This window comes from Mesorhizobium sp. L2C066B000 (assembly GCF_000502335.1).
GTDB lineage: Bacteria > Pseudomonadota > Alphaproteobacteria > Rhizobiales > Rhizobiaceae > Mesorhizobium.
Genome location: NZ_AYWZ01000004.1, coordinates 501,558 through 514,790 on the forward strand (window position 1 = coordinate 501,558; position 13,233 = coordinate 514,790).

Here is a 13,233-nt window from a genome sequence, read left to right on the forward strand (position 1 = left end):
CGACAGCGGGCGCTGCGGGAGCGGTCACAACTGGTTCGCGTACTGTTTGACTGCCATTTCCAGTGCTTGCATCAAAGGCACAGCCTTGGAGAAGAGGAAGCCTTGGGCGGTTCGGCAACCAAGCTTGTGCAGGGTTTGCCGATCCGCCTCTGTTTCGACGCCCTCGGCCATGACCTCGATCCCGAGCATGTCACCGAGTTCGATGACGGATTTGACAAGCAGTCGGTCCTCTCGGGACTTGGCCAAGCCGCGAATGAAGCCTTGGTCTATTTTCACCTTGCGTATCCGACGGTCCTTGAGAGATGCCAAGGTAGAAAAGCCGGTGCCGAAGTCGTCGAGCGCGATGGAAATACCGGCATGCGAAAGCCGTCCGAGCTTTTCATCCACTCTGTCCGGATCCACCGGCGATTCTTCGGTAATCTCGATTTCGAACATCGTCGCAGGCAGGCCTCTTGCGGCCAGACCATCCAGAACCATGTCGTCGATATCGCCGGCTTCCAGTTCGCGCGGGGAAACATTCATCGCCACACGAATGTTACGACAGTCAGCTTTCACCAAGCCGTCGATAAAAGCACAACAGTCGGCGAATACGGTTTGCGTCAGCAGCTGAAGCATTCCGGTTTCGCGTGCGGCTGTGATGATTTCGGGTGGAGAGATGGCACCATGTGTCGGATGGGACCATCTCAGCAAGGCTTCAAAACCGACCACGGCCTCGGTGTCGAGTTTCACGATCGGCTGGAACCAAGGTTGCAATCTTCCCGTCTTTATCGCCGAATGAAGGTCCCGTTCGATGGACTGGCGGCGTTGGAGTTCCCGGTCGAGTTCGGCATCGAACAGGCAAAATTCGTTCCTGCCATGGCGCTTGGCCGTATAAAGGGCGATATCGGCCCGCAACAGCATTTCAGTCAGGCTCGACGTCTGCGCCAAGTATATCCCTATCGATGCCCCGACGCGCACGGACGCGACCCCGACATAGGGGCGAGCAATTTTGGCTATGATATTGGAGGCGAGATCACTGGCAGAAAGCGAAGCTCTCGTTGAGGGAAAAACCAGCACGAATTCATCGCCGCCGATACGAGCTAGCGTTGAGCCTTCCGGTGCTTCCTGCTCTATGCGGCGGGCGATCATGACAAGCAGTTCATCACCGGTCCTGTGACCGTAGGTGTCGTTGACAGATTTAAAGCCGTCCAGATCAATCAGCATTGCCACGAAGGGGCCATCCGCGGTCTTGAACCGACCGATGGCGTGTTCAAGGCCCCGCCTGTTGAGAAGGGCGGTCAAATGGTCCTCCCTGGAGTTGCGCTCCATTTCCGACGCAAGTCGCTCTGCCTCATGTCTCAGGCGGCTTGCTTCGCGGAAGCGCGCCTGCCCAACAAACGAAGCTCGGACCAAGCCGCCCATGAAGAGCAGAACGGTGAAAGCCAGAATGTAGCGTTCAAAATTGCCTTTCGCCAAAAGGCACGCCACCGTGATGAGGAGTGGAGGTGTGATGAAGCTGGTCGCCGCCGCGGCATACGAACTGCCATATGTAACCGCACCAGCTGAAATGCCCGCCAGTATGACCAGATGCATCGGTGCTTGAGGTGTTGTGTATCCAACAGTCAGCACGGCCGGGAAGGACCAGGCAAACCCTGCCAGAAGGGCAAGGACGCCAAACATGCGAAGGCGCGGCAAAACGCCAAGCAAATCCTGATGGCGCCCCGTTTCCTTTAGCTGAAAACGGGCGAGTGCAAGCCGGGCGGCATTTAGCGCATTGACGACCAGGAACCAGCTTGCAGCGGCAAAGCCGCCGCCAGAAAGGGCCTGCACCCCGCAAATCAGGCCTGACAGGATCGCGCTTATCGGCATCGACACGAAGAGCCCGGCCCTCAGGTCAGCAAGCTGATCCTGACGGATTTTGGCCTCCAGCGATTCTTCTTTCTTTAGGGGTGCCATGAATGGAGCAGCTTGCTTCCGTCATTGTTCGCGAGGACCAAACCTATGCAAGCCCACTGAAGGACGGGTTAACTACCCAGCGAGGGTAACCAGTGCGCTCACCATGCTTCGGGTCACACCTTTGGCTTAGCATTGCCGAATCATCAAGGTTTCGCCCGCGCGCGTGCCTTGATCCGAATCATGCCATGATCGGCAACGTCACCAGGAAGCAGCCTTGCCCGCGACGCTGCGAGCCAGCAAGACAAAGAAGCCGCGCCGAGACAGCGCTCCAGAGCGGTAGCGCTCTGTGCGATTCACCGCCTGAGCATGGCCGAAATGCCATGGCGGACAAAGGGAAGATGTTGGGCAAAGCGGAGCCCAGCATGTCTTGCAAGCCGTGCCGCCGGGTGCTCGCTTGAGTAAAGACCGACAAGCATGTTGGTGGCATGATAGAGCGGCGCCGCCGACAGCCGCAGCCGGCTTTCGTATCTGCCGAGCATGTCGGGATCGGCAATGTCGCGGCGGGCGCGACATGCTGTCAGTATTTTATGAGCGAGTTGCTTCTGGCCGCTGAGGCCGATGTTGAAGCCATGCGCGGTCACCGGGTGCATGCCGATGGCAGCGTCTCCTATAAGTGCCGCACTCGGTGCCGAGAACTTGTGCGCCCAGGTCGTGACCAGCGGATAGGCATGGCGGGTGCTTGCCAGGGTCATCTGCCCGAGGCGTCCTCGACACCGGTTCATCAATTCCATGAGGAACAATTCGTCATCGAGAACAGACAGTCTATCGGCCTCGATTGAGCGCAAAGTCAGAAGCAGCGACGACACGCCTTCCATGAGCGGCAACATCGCTATGGTCTGATGGTGGTCGAACCATTCGACCGCGATCTGGTGATGGAAGCGCTCGTGCCTCACTCGGCAAATCAGCATGGAGTGGCCAAGCGGATGGATGTTGGCGCCAATGCCGAGCAGGTCGCGCATCGCGGACAAACGCGAATCCGCTGCTACGAGCAGCCGAGCGGCCAATTGCCTGCCATCAGAAAGCGTTATGACCGCCTCGTCGTCGCTGGTTGTTGCATTCACGACCGAGTTGCCGCACAGCAGCCGGGCATGATCCTGGAAGTAGACAATTTTGAACAGGGCATCGCGGATCCGACAATTTGGGACCAGAAATCCGAGTGGTTCCCCAGATCCGCTGCGAGTATCGAAGCACAGGGCGAAAGGGCTCGATCCGTTGAGCACGCGCGCGCCATGAAGCGGTGATTTGTCAGATGCGGGCATGGCGTCCCAGGCGCCGAGCTCGCGAAGGATTCTCACCGATGCGTGCGTCAGCGCGATCTCGCGACCGTCGAAAGCCGGATTCGCCAGGCTGTCGATCGACTGCCGTTCAACCACTGCCACCTTGAGTCGGCTCAGGGCGAGCGATGCTGCGAAGGCAAGTCCGACCGGCCCAGCTCCGACGACAATGATGTCGAATGTGTCGACAGAGCCGGCCATCAGCGTGCCGCCATAGCGGCTATCTGCGATACGAAGCGCTCTTGAAGCATCGCAATCACCCACGGTTTGCCGCTCATCTCCCCATCGTCGATAGACATGCGTTCTCCGTTGGAAGCCTGGTCAATGAAACCACGCCGACGAAGAGATAACGCTGATCTGGATCAACCAGGCTCGATAACCCGGCAACGGCGGGTTCACGGTCGAGTGGTCGATTGCCGTGAAAACGTTTGCATGTCTAGGCATTCTGAATGGTCGGCTTCCCAATCGCGTGCCCCTACTGGCCAAAGGTTCGGCAACGTATTGTGGCTGATCCGTTCTTCGCACGCGCGCCGATATCATCATGACGAGGCAATCCAGCAAAGACTCGGTCGACTGACGACCAGCATCCGCACAGTCGTTGGGCGCCGCCAACCGGTTCAGCCTCGCGGCTCTTCCCGATCGATAAGGATCCGCTGGGCGGAGCCGTCGAGATCTTCGTATTGGCCGCTCTTCAGATCCACAGGAAGCGCCGGTCCAAGCCCCACCAAAACAGGCAGCGGCCATCGCATTCCGTCAGGACGGGCATCTTGCTGCCGACAGCGTACTCTCCGCCCATGACGGTCGCTAGACGCCGAAGGAACTCGCCGACGGCCTCATGTCCAAGTGATGTGGGAAGGGAGCAGAACCAAAGGGACTCTGCTCCGCGTCCCCGCCTTTTCCGCAGCTATGAAACCTTCACCGAACGGATCCGTACTGAGGAGGAGGCCGTCCTTGACTTGCCCGACGCCGGCAACCTTCTCAGCCGCAACGATCGCTGCCTTCCGCTGACGCTCGTCGACAATCGCCCCCTTCAGTTCGACAAGGCCGTCGCTGACCCTCACATCGATCAAGTCACCACCGCTCCAGGTTTGTGACTGCAGTTCGGCAAGGATAGCCTTGCGGATCAGGTCGTCATCGGGTGGCGTGGTTCCCTGTTTCGGCATGGCGCGGATCAGGACAAGCAGCAAATCAGTTCGCGTGATGATGCCGATGACCCTGTCCCGATCGACAATCGGAAGATTGTTGATGCGATGTTGCATCATCAGGTCGACAATATCTGCAATCGAGGCGCCAGGAGGCGCCGAGATGACGGGTGTGGTCATCACCTGATGGATGATCCGTCCGTTCGAGCGCGCATAGTCATTGGCGACTGTGCCCGGGCCAAGATCAAACTCCAGCCAGCGCGGACGCACACGCTGGGTCCCAAGTTCTTCTCGGCGCAAGAAGTCGCTTTTGCTTACAATACCAATCAGGGTGCCGTCGCTGTCTGCTACCGGCAGGCAGCTGACCTTGTTTGAAAGCATGAGCTCGATCGCTTGCGCGATCGTCGCGTTCGCATCCGTCGTGATGACTGGCTTTGTCATTATGGATTCGGCTTGCATCCTCACCCTCCTGATCTTTCGTCGGACGACGATAGGACATCCCGACCCGCGGCGCGTTGATCTGAGTCACTTGGAACAAGGAGGATTCTCCGCGCCGTCGTCGCGGTCGATTAGAATGCGCTCCGCAGCGCCATCGAGATCATCGTACTGGCCGCTTCTCAACGCCCACAGGAAGCCGGACAGGCCGAGTGCGCCAAGGAACAACGCCACCGGAATGAGATAGGCGAGCGTCGTCATGAGGATCGGGCCAAGGTGCCGGCCCGCGCGGGCCTGTCCTGCCGCGCAGTTTCGGACGACGCACCCGTTGCGAAGCCTTGCAGACGCATTGCGTTTCCAATCACAAGCAATGACGAGGCAGACATCGCGACCGCCGCGATCAGAGGCGTAACATGACCCAGAATGGCGATCGGCACGGCCACAGCATTGTAAACGATAGCAATTGTTATGTTCTGTCGGATCAGGCTTCCCGCCTTGCGCGACACGTCCAGCGCCAGCGGGATCGCCAAGAGGCTTTCGCGCAGAAAAACGAAGTCGGCTGCATTGCGGCCAATGTCGGCGGCGGTGGCGGGTGCGATCGAGACATGCGCGGCGCTCAGCGCCGGCGTGTCATTGAGGCCGTCGCCAACCATCAGAACCTTGTGCCCGTCTCTCGCCAGGCTCTCGATGCGTTCAACCTTGCCGGACGGCAGCAGGCAGGGAACGAAGTCATCGACACCAAGCACGTCCGCAACCTCGGCGCAGCCTTTCGCGGTATCGCCTGACAGCATTTCCACGCACATACCAGCGTTGCGCAGTTGATCGATCGCTGCCCTGGTGTCGAGGCGCAGCGCATCCTCGAAAACGAAGGATGCGACAATCATGCCGTTTTTCGTCAGGACTGTTCCGCCGTAGCCATGTTTGCCTTCGCCGCCGGTTCGAGCCTTCCAGCCAGCCCATCCGCGTCTACCCAGCCGCCAGATGCTACCGGCGGCTGTGGCTTCGATCCCGAAACCCGGGTGCTCGGTCACCGCGTCGAATTTGTGCTGGCTGCTGCTGACGGAAAAGCTGGCAATGGCCTTTGAATATGGATGACGCGAATGCGCGGCCAAGTCGGCAGCGATTGCCAGCATGGCGGGATCAATCGAAGCTGCGTTGACGAGCCTGGGCTGGCCAAGCGTGAGCGTGCCGGTCTTGTCGAACACGGCTGTATCGATCGTTGCCAGGCGCTCCATGGCCGAGCCGTCCTTGACCATGATGCCGTTTTCGAACAGGCGCCGCGCGGCCACCACCTGAACGATTGGAACGGCGAGGCCAAGCGCGCAGGGGCATGTGATGATGAGAACAGCGATTGCGATCGTCATCGCCCGGTGCCAGTCGCCAGTCACCGCCATCCAGCCCAGGAAGGTTGCCAAGGCGGTGAGATGAACCACGGGCGCGTAGAGTGCCGACACGCGGTCGGCGATACGGCGATACCGGGCGCGACCACCTTCGGCGGCCTCTATCAACCGAACCATTTCCGCCAGGAACGAATCCTTGGCGGCCGCTGTCGCCTCAATCGTCAGCGGACCGGTGAGGTTGAGGACACCGGCCTGCACAATCTCCCCTGGCGCGACGTTTCGCGGCGTGCTCTCGCCAGTGACCAGTGAGCAGTCAAGATCCGACGCTCCATGAACGATCGTGCTGTCGACGGGGATTCTCTCGCCGGCTGCAATGAGCAGTTGCATCCCCGGTTCGATTTCGCCAACCGGCAAATAGTCCCGTGCGCCATCGCCGCGCAGCACCATGGCGCCACGCGCAGCCAACTGTGACAGGTTCTTTACCGCGGTCCGCGCGCGTTCGCGCATCACGTGATCGAGCGTGCGGCCGATCAACAGGAAGAACAGCAGCGATACCGACGCGTCGAAATAGGCGTGGTCGCCATGGGTGATCGTCTCATAGAGGCTCATGGCGTAGGCCAGCGACACGCCGACGGCGATCGGCACATCCATGTTCATGCGGCCGTGACGCAGCGCATTCCAGGCTGACTTGAAGAAGATGCCGCCGGCGAAGGCCAGCGCAGGAATCGCGATCAACGCCGAGACCCAGTGGAACAGGTCGCGGGTCGCGCCCTCAGCGCCGGACCAGACCGAAACCGAGAGCAGCATGATGTTGCCTGCCGCAAACCCGGCAACAGCGACGGCGCGGATAAGCTCCGAAAGCGTCTTGTCCTTTGCGTCGATCTCGGCTTCGAACAGATGCGCCTGGTAGCCGAGCCGCCCCAGCACGGCTACGAACGGTGGGACAATGTCGCCGCGCCACCGGACCGAGACCCGCTTGGTTGACAGGTTGACGCGAGCGGCCTCGACGTGAGCGAGTTTCCCCAACGCAGCCTCGATGCTCTGGATGCAGGCACCGCAGTGAACCGTCGGGACCGAAAGGTCGGTCTGATGAAGATCATCGCCAAGCGATCGGCTCGCCAGCCTGACTTCCTGGCTTGACGGCAGGACTGAAGTGGGACTGGCCAGATCCAACGCCATTTCAGCACCGGGTGCACAACAGCTCATTGCAGCGCTCCATGGGAGATCATGATCCTGCGTACATCGCGATAAGGTCTGGCCAGGCCGGCTTCGGCGTCGATTTCGACAATCCACACACCGTCCCTTGGCATGTGCTGCGCTGCAAATTCCTGGCCCGAGGCGGGGGCGAGCGTGACGGACTCATCCTCTTTCTCGTAAGCCGGATGGCGAAACAGCACCTTCACGCCATGCAGGGAAACCGGTTTGCCCGCGGCGTCGATGATGCGATAGCGGACTTCGCCCCATGCGATGGTCAGCTGGCCGGTCCAGCCAAGCGCTGCCTGCGCACGGCCTTCCTCGGCCTTCTTGTTGAATTGCTGGCTCGCCACATAGGTATTTTCGACGACAAGGCCGGTCCAGCTTGTATTGGCAAGCGTCGCCATCGTGAGATTGACCGCGATGACCACGCCGAAAAAGGCAAGGACGGTGGCCAACATGTGCCTGCCGGTGAACTCGCGGGGTTTTCGCGTGGTGGCGTTCATCTGGCGATCTCCGGCGAGTTGAAGGTGGCGGTGTATTCGTTGGACTCGAAGCTGACCTTTTCTTCGACCCGGAATGTGAAGGTCTGCGCCTGGCCATGAATCTGGTCGGCGGGCAGGCGCACGAAAACCTTCAACATCTTCAGCCGGTCGGGTTCGACCTGGACTGCAAAGGAGCAATCGGCGGGGAGATCGACGCCAACGATGCTCATCTCCGCGCCTGGCAAACCCCCGAGGGTGACGATAATCGTTCTCGGTTCGGGGATCATGTTCAAGAGCTTGACGGTATAGCCATTGCGGATCGAGCCGTCCGAGAGCGTCACGAATTGCGGGTTGCGGTCGTGCAGGACATTGATCTCGAGCCGGTCGCGCGTCAGCAGCGAAAAGAGCAGGCCCAGCCCGATGAGCGACCACATGGCCATGTAGACATAGGTTCGTGGCCGAAAGATCTTGCGGATATGGAAAAGCGCCACCCTGTCCGAAAACACGCCGTCATCCGTCCTGACCAGTGATGGATCGACCGAGCTGGCGCCGCCTGCGGTGGCCAGCATCATGTTGGCGTTGTAGTCGGAGAGCGTCGCGTAGGAGATCAGTCCTCGCGCTTTGCCGAGCTTGTCCATGACGCCGTCACAGGCATCGATGCAGAGCGCGCAGGTGATGCATTCGAGTTGCTGACCGTCGCGTATGTCGATCCCCATCGGACAGACGGCGACACAGGCATTGCAGTCGACGCAATCGCCGACGGGATGCCCTGCGGCAAGAACCTTCTTGGCGTGACGCGTGCGCGGTTCGCCGCGCCAGTCATTGTAGGTGACGGTGAGCGAGCTCTCGTCGAGCATGGCTGCCTGGATGCGCGGCCATGGGCACATATAGGTGCAGACCTGTTCGCGCATCAGCCCGCCAAACGTGTAGGTCGTCGCCGTCAGGACCGCGACGGTGATGTAGGCGACAGGCGCTGCCGTGCCGGTGAAGAGTTCGCCGAGCAGCGTCGGCGCATCGGCGAAATAGAAGATCCATGCGCCACCAGTCGCTGCGGCTATGACCAGCCAGATGACGTGTTTCGATGCCCGCAGCACAAGCTTACGAGTGGTCCAAGGACCGGCATCGAGCTTGATGCGTGCGTTGCGGTCGCCCTCGATCGCGCGCTCGACGACCAGGAACAGATCGACCCATACGGTCTGTGGGCATGTGTAGCCACACCAGGCACGGCCAACAGTCGATGTGATCAGGAAAAGACCGACGCCGGCCATGACCAGAAGGCCGGCGACATAGTAGAATTCCTGGGGCCATATCTCGATGAAGAAGAAATAGAAGCGCCGGTTGGCGACATCGAGCAGCACCGCCTGGTCGGGGGCAAACGGACCGCGGTCCCAGCGCAGCCACGGCGTGAGATAGTAGATGCCCAGCGTGATCGCCATCACGATCCATTTAAATCGGCGAAAGCGGCCCGAGGCCCGCTTCGGGAAGATCTTCCTGCGCGCGGCATACATTGGCTGGCGCACCTTGGCGGAGTTGAACGTCGTGGGTTCGATCCGTTCTATTTGCGTGTTATCGAGCACGAGAAGCTCCAGTCACCAGCGACGATTTCGCCGGAAGCCGACTCATCGGTTCTGGATGATGCCGAGGCCCGGCTTGCGCCGGGCCTCGTCGCTTGGCGGGAGGGGGAGGACGAGAATAGGCTGCTTTCCTATTCTCCGCCGCCAAGCGAATGGATGTAGACCGCCAGTTCCTTGACCTTGATCTCGCCGAGGCGCGCGCCCCAAGCCGGCATCACGCCGTGTTTCGGTGCGGTTACCTGGGCGGCGATGGCCGCTTCGCCTGACCCGTAGAGCCAGATGGCGTCGGTCAGATCTGGAGCGCCGAGTTCCTTGTTGCCTTTTGCATTGTCGCCATGACAGGCCACGCAGTTTTCGGCAAAGACCTTTGCGCCCGGCGCGACCAATGCTTGATTGACGACGGCTCCCGACAGACTGGCGACGTAGGCGCTGACCTGTTTGATCTGGTCGGCGGTGATGATGTCGGCAAAGGCGGGCATTTCCGACAGGCGCGTATCCGGATCGGAGGCGAAGCGAATGCCATGGGTGATCGTCTGCTGAATCTGGTCCGCCTTGCCGCCCCACAGCCAGTCGTCGTCGTTAAGGTTGGGGAAGCCCTTGGAGCCCTGGGCGCCGGAACCATGGCACTGCACGCAATTGAGCTTGAACGCGGCACCGCCGGCGGCGACGGCGAATTCGCGCAGCGTGTCGTCCGCCGCGATCTCCGAAACACTTTTCGCTTCTATCGCGGCGACATATTTGCCCTTGGCCGCTTCAGCCGCGGACAACTCGTTCCCGACATCGTTGCGGCTGGAGTAGCCGAGCACCCCCTTGGTTGCCGTGTGCAGCAGAGGCCATGCCGGATAGGCGATCGTGTACCCGATCGCCCAGACTATGGTGATGTAGAACGTCCAGACCCACCAGCGCGGAAGCGGGTTGTTGAGCTCCCGGATGCCGTCCCACTCATGACCGGTGGTTGAGATGCCGGAAACCTCGTCGATGTGATCGCTGCTCATGATCAGTCCTCCTTCAGAGGAATTTGAGCTGCTTCGCCGGCTTGCCTGCGGCCTCCGGGACGAACTGCAAAGGCAACAGATCCGATGAAGAAAAGAGCCATGGCAAGTAGGCCCCAGCTGTCGGCAAACTCCCGCATGAAATTGTACGTCATGGCCATTGTCCTCAGCGGTAGCCGGCGGTCTCATCGTAGTTCTTGAAATCGACCAGCGTGCCCAGCATCTGGAGATAAGAAACCAGCGCGTCCATTTCGGTGACTTGCTGCGGGTTGCGGTCGAAGTCGCCGATCTTGGCCTTGGGGTAGCGGGCCTCGAGGCCGGATGTGTCGGCGTTGGGATCAGCCTGCGCCATCAAATCGGCATTGGCGTTGGCGATCATGTCGTCGGAGTAGGGGACGCCGACGCGCCTGTTGGCGACCAGATGCGTCGAGAAGTCCTTCACCGCGATCGGCTTGTCCTTCAGGAAGGCATAGCTCGGCATGATCGATTCCGGCACCACGGACCGTGGATCTGTCAGGTGATCCACGTGCCACAGGTTGGAATAGCGGTCGCCAACGCGGGCGAGATCCGGTCCGGTGCGCTTCGATCCCCACTGGAAGGGGTGGTCGTATATCGACTCGGCCGCCAGGCTGTAGTGGCCGTAGCGCTCGACCTCGTCACGGAACGGCCTGATCATCTGGCTGTGGCAGAGGTAGCAGCCCTCGCGGACATAGATGTTTCGCCCGGCAAGTTCGAGCGGCGAGTAAGGCCGCATGCCTTCCACCTTCTCGATCGTATTATCGAGATAGAAGAGCGGCGCGATCTCGACGATGCCGCCGATTGTCACGACCAGCAGCGACCCGAGGAGGAGAAGTGTAGCGTTCTTCTCGATGACCGCGTGTCTGTTCATCAACCTCATTTTCTGTCTCATCATCGCGCAAGCTGGAGGGCGGGGGTGGAGCGCGGCATCGGATCCTGCTCGCGCCGGTAGCCGAGGATGGTCATGGCGATGTTCCAGGCCATGATCAGGGTGCCGGAGAGGTACATGGCCCCACCGATGGCACGCATGACATAGTAGGGGTGCATGGCTGCCACGGTTTCGGCGAAGGAGTAGACCAGGAAGCCCTGTTCGTCGTATTCGCGCCACATCAGGCCCTGCATGATGCCGGACACCCACATGACAGCGGCGTAGACAACGATGCCAAGCGTCGCCAGCCAGAAGTGCCAGGTAACGAGGCGAAGCGAGTAGAGCCGTTCACGGTTCCACAGCTTCGGCACCATAAAGTAGATCGCGCCGAACGAGATCATGCCGACCCAGCCGAGCGCACCGGAGTGAACGTGGCCAATGGTCCAGTCGGTATAGTGCGACAGAGAATTGACCGTCTTGATCGACATCATCGGGCCCTCGAAGGTGGACATGCCGTAGAAGGCGATGGCCATCACCATCATGCGGATGATCGGGTCAGTGCGCAGCTTGTCCCAGGCGCCCGACAGCGTCATCAGGCCGTTGATCATGCCGCCCCATGACGGCATCCACAGCATGATCGAGAACACCATGCCAAGCGTCTGCGCCCAGTCGGGCAAGGCCGTGTAGTGCAGATGATGGGGCCCGGCCCAGATGTAGAGAAAGATGATTGCCCAGAAATGGACGATCGACAGACGGTAGGAATAGACCGGCCGGTTGGCCTGCTTGGGTACGAAATAATACATCATGCCGAGGAAGCCGGCTGTGAGGAAGAAACCGACGGCGTTGTGGCCGTACCACCATTGCGTCAGGGCGTCCTGGACTCCGGAAAATGCAGAATAGCTCTTGGAGCCGAGAAAGGAGGCCGGCATCGACAGGTTGTTGATCACATGCAGCATCGCGATGGTCACGATGAAGGAAAGGTAGAACCAGTTGGCGACGTAGATGTGCGGTTCCTTGCGCTTCAGGATGGTGCCCAGAAACAGGATCAGGTAGCCGACCCAGACGATGGTCAGCCAGATGTCGACATACCATTCGGGTTCCGCATATTCGCGGCTCTCGGTGATGCCGAGCAGATAACCGCTCGCGGCCATGACGATGAAGAGCTGGTAGCCCCAGAACACGAACCAGGCGAGATCGCCACCGAACAGCCGGGCGCGGCATGTGCGTTGGACGACATAGAGAGACGTGCAAAGCAACGCGTTGCCGCCGAAGGCGAAGACGACGCCCGAGGTGTGCAGAGGCCGCAAGCGGCCGAAGTTCAACCAGGGCTGGATATTGAGATCGGGATAGGCAAGCTGCAGCGCGATGACCACCCCGACCAGCATGCCAACCACACCCCAGAACATGGTGGCGATGGCGCCGTAGCGGATTGGACCATCCATGTAGGCGGACGGGTCGATCGGAGCGGCAGGCTTGAACTCAGTGTTACGCAGTAGGATCGCAGTGAAACCAGCCAAGGCGAAGAACAAGACCCACATATGCTGGCGAAAGGGTTCATCCACCCCAGCGCCAGCCGCCACCAAAGCCGCGAATGCGAACAGGCTTAGAAGCACGATTTCTTTGCCGAATTTCATCGCAAGCCCCGATTTCCAATTCCGGCGGATGCCAAACCGCGGTGTCTTATTGCGCAGCCGTCGCCTGCTCGCCCTGATCCATGTCAGAGCCGCACCATTTTGCTCGAGCAGCATCGAGTTCGGTGCGATCAGACTGCGACAATCGAATGTGGAAGCGCACCACCGGCCGCTCGTTTATGGATGGGACCTGGCGTCCCCGGTCGGGCCCCGGGTGCGGAGGCGACCGCGGGCGTGTGGGGGAGCGCACCTTCTGCGACGCTGGAAAGCAGGTCGACGCCTTACCGAACCCCGCGTTCAATGCCTTGGAACAGCCAGCGCCAGCGTTACGCTGCCGTCGTGACA

At 60.4% G+C, this 13,233-nt stretch carries 12 protein-coding genes; all 12 read right to left on the reverse strand.

The genetic code is table 11. The features are described from left to right. Window positions 1–24: 24 nt before the first annotated feature. Window positions 25–1,935 carry a bifunctional diguanylate cyclase/phosphodiesterase gene (locus X733_RS151740; RefSeq protein WP_023746202.1) on the reverse strand — a complete coding sequence of 637 codons (1,911 nt, stop codon included), beginning with the start codon at window positions 1,933–1,935 and terminating at the stop codon, window positions 25–27. Between the two features lie 293 nt (window positions 1,936–2,228). Then, entirely contained in the window at window positions 2,229–3,410 is a 1,182-nt protein-coding gene (gene ubiM / locus X733_RS151735) for a 5-demethoxyubiquinol-8 5-hydroxylase UbiM (protein ID WP_023746201.1), read from the reverse strand. Between the two features lie 416 nt (window positions 3,411–3,826). After that, a complete protein-coding gene (gene ccoS, locus X733_RS1000000171450) occupies window positions 3,827–3,958 on the reverse strand; it encodes a cbb3-type cytochrome oxidase assembly protein CcoS (protein WP_081740647.1) in 132 nt (43 codons plus the stop codon). A gap of 84 nt (window positions 3,959–4,042) precedes the next feature. Next, on the reverse strand, window positions 4,043–4,810 hold the full coding sequence (locus X733_RS151730; protein WP_023818737.1) for a CBS domain-containing protein: 768 nt from the start codon (window positions 4,808–4,810) through the stop codon (window positions 4,043–4,045). Between the two features lie 66 nt (window positions 4,811–4,876). Then, on the reverse strand, window positions 4,877–5,047 hold the full coding sequence (gene ccoS, locus X733_RS151725) for a cbb3-type cytochrome oxidase assembly protein CcoS (RefSeq protein WP_023818738.1): 171 nt from the start codon (window positions 5,045–5,047) through the stop codon (window positions 4,877–4,879). Beyond that, window positions 5,044–7,332, reverse strand: a complete 2,289-nt coding sequence (locus tag X733_RS151720; protein ID WP_023818739.1) for a cation-translocating P-type ATPase — start codon at window positions 7,330–7,332, stop codon at window positions 5,044–5,046. Before X733_RS151720 ends, ccoS (X733_RS151725) begins: the two co-directional genes overlap by 4 nt. Beyond that, window positions 7,329–7,826, reverse strand: coding sequence for a FixH family protein (locus tag X733_RS151715; RefSeq protein WP_023818740.1), 498 nt, complete (start codon window positions 7,824–7,826; stop codon window positions 7,329–7,331). Before X733_RS151715 ends, X733_RS151720 begins: the two co-directional genes overlap by 4 nt. Next, window positions 7,823–9,382 carry a cytochrome c oxidase accessory protein CcoG gene (ccoG, locus tag X733_RS151710; RefSeq protein WP_023818741.1) on the reverse strand — a complete coding sequence of 520 codons (1,560 nt, stop codon included), beginning with the start codon at window positions 9,380–9,382 and terminating at the stop codon, window positions 7,823–7,825. Before ccoG ends, X733_RS151715 begins: the two co-directional genes overlap by 4 nt. A 128-nt stretch (window positions 9,383–9,510) precedes the next feature. After that, window positions 9,511–10,374, reverse strand: a complete 864-nt coding sequence (gene ccoP / locus X733_RS151705; protein ID WP_023685550.1) for a cytochrome-c oxidase, cbb3-type subunit III — start codon at window positions 10,372–10,374, stop codon at window positions 9,511–9,513. A gap of 2 nt (window positions 10,375–10,376) precedes the next feature. Further along, entirely contained in the window at window positions 10,377–10,526 is a 150-nt protein-coding gene (locus X733_RS151700) for a CcoQ/FixQ family Cbb3-type cytochrome c oxidase assembly chaperone (RefSeq protein WP_023818742.1), read from the reverse strand. Window positions 10,527–10,537: 11 nt separating this feature from the next. Then, a complete protein-coding gene (gene ccoO, locus X733_RS151695) occupies window positions 10,538–11,269 on the reverse strand; it encodes a cytochrome-c oxidase, cbb3-type subunit II (protein ID WP_023818743.1) in 732 nt (243 codons plus the stop codon). A gap of 11 nt (window positions 11,270–11,280) precedes the next feature. Continuing rightward, complete coding sequence (gene ccoN / locus X733_RS151690) at window positions 11,281–12,891, reverse strand: cytochrome-c oxidase, cbb3-type subunit I (protein ID WP_023818744.1); 1,611 nt, start codon at window positions 12,889–12,891, stop codon at window positions 11,281–11,283. Window positions 12,892–13,233: the final 342 nt, after the last annotated feature.

Bases quoted from the DNA above. Each gene is read 5' to 3' on its own strand.
- X733_RS151740 (WP_023746202.1), bottom strand. From the start codon at position 1,935: ATGGCACCCCTAAAGAAAGAAGAATCGCTGGAGGCCAAAATCCGTCAG.
- ubiM (WP_023746201.1), bottom strand. From the start codon at position 3,410: ATGGCCGGCTCTGTCGACACATTCGACATCATTGTCGTCGGAGCTGGG.
- ccoS (WP_081740647.1), bottom strand. From the start codon at position 3,958: ATGCGATGGCCGCTGCCTGTTTTGGTGGGGCTTGGACCGGCGCTTCCT.
- X733_RS151730 (WP_023818737.1), bottom strand. From the start codon at position 4,810: ATGCAAGCCGAATCCATAATGACAAAGCCAGTCATCACGACGGATGCG.
- ccoS (WP_023818738.1), bottom strand. From the start codon at position 5,047: ATGACGACGCTCGCCTATCTCATTCCGGTGGCGTTGTTCCTTGGCGCA.
- X733_RS151720 (WP_023818739.1), bottom strand. From the start codon at position 7,332: ATGAGCTGTTGTGCACCCGGTGCTGAAATGGCGTTGGATCTGGCCAGT.
- X733_RS151715 (WP_023818740.1), bottom strand. From the start codon at position 7,826: ATGAACGCCACCACGCGAAAACCCCGCGAGTTCACCGGCAGGCACATG.
- ccoP (WP_023685550.1), bottom strand. From the start codon at position 10,374: ATGAGCAGCGATCACATCGACGAGGTTTCCGGCATCTCAACCACCGGT.
- X733_RS151700 (WP_023818742.1), bottom strand. From the start codon at position 10,526: ATGACGTACAATTTCATGCGGGAGTTTGCCGACAGCTGGGGCCTACTT.
- ccoO (WP_023818743.1), bottom strand. From the start codon at position 11,269: ATGAGGTTGATGAACAGACACGCGGTCATCGAGAAGAACGCTACACTT.
- ccoN (WP_023818744.1), bottom strand. From the start codon at position 12,891: ATGAAATTCGGCAAAGAAATCGTGCTTCTAAGCCTGTTCGCATTCGCG.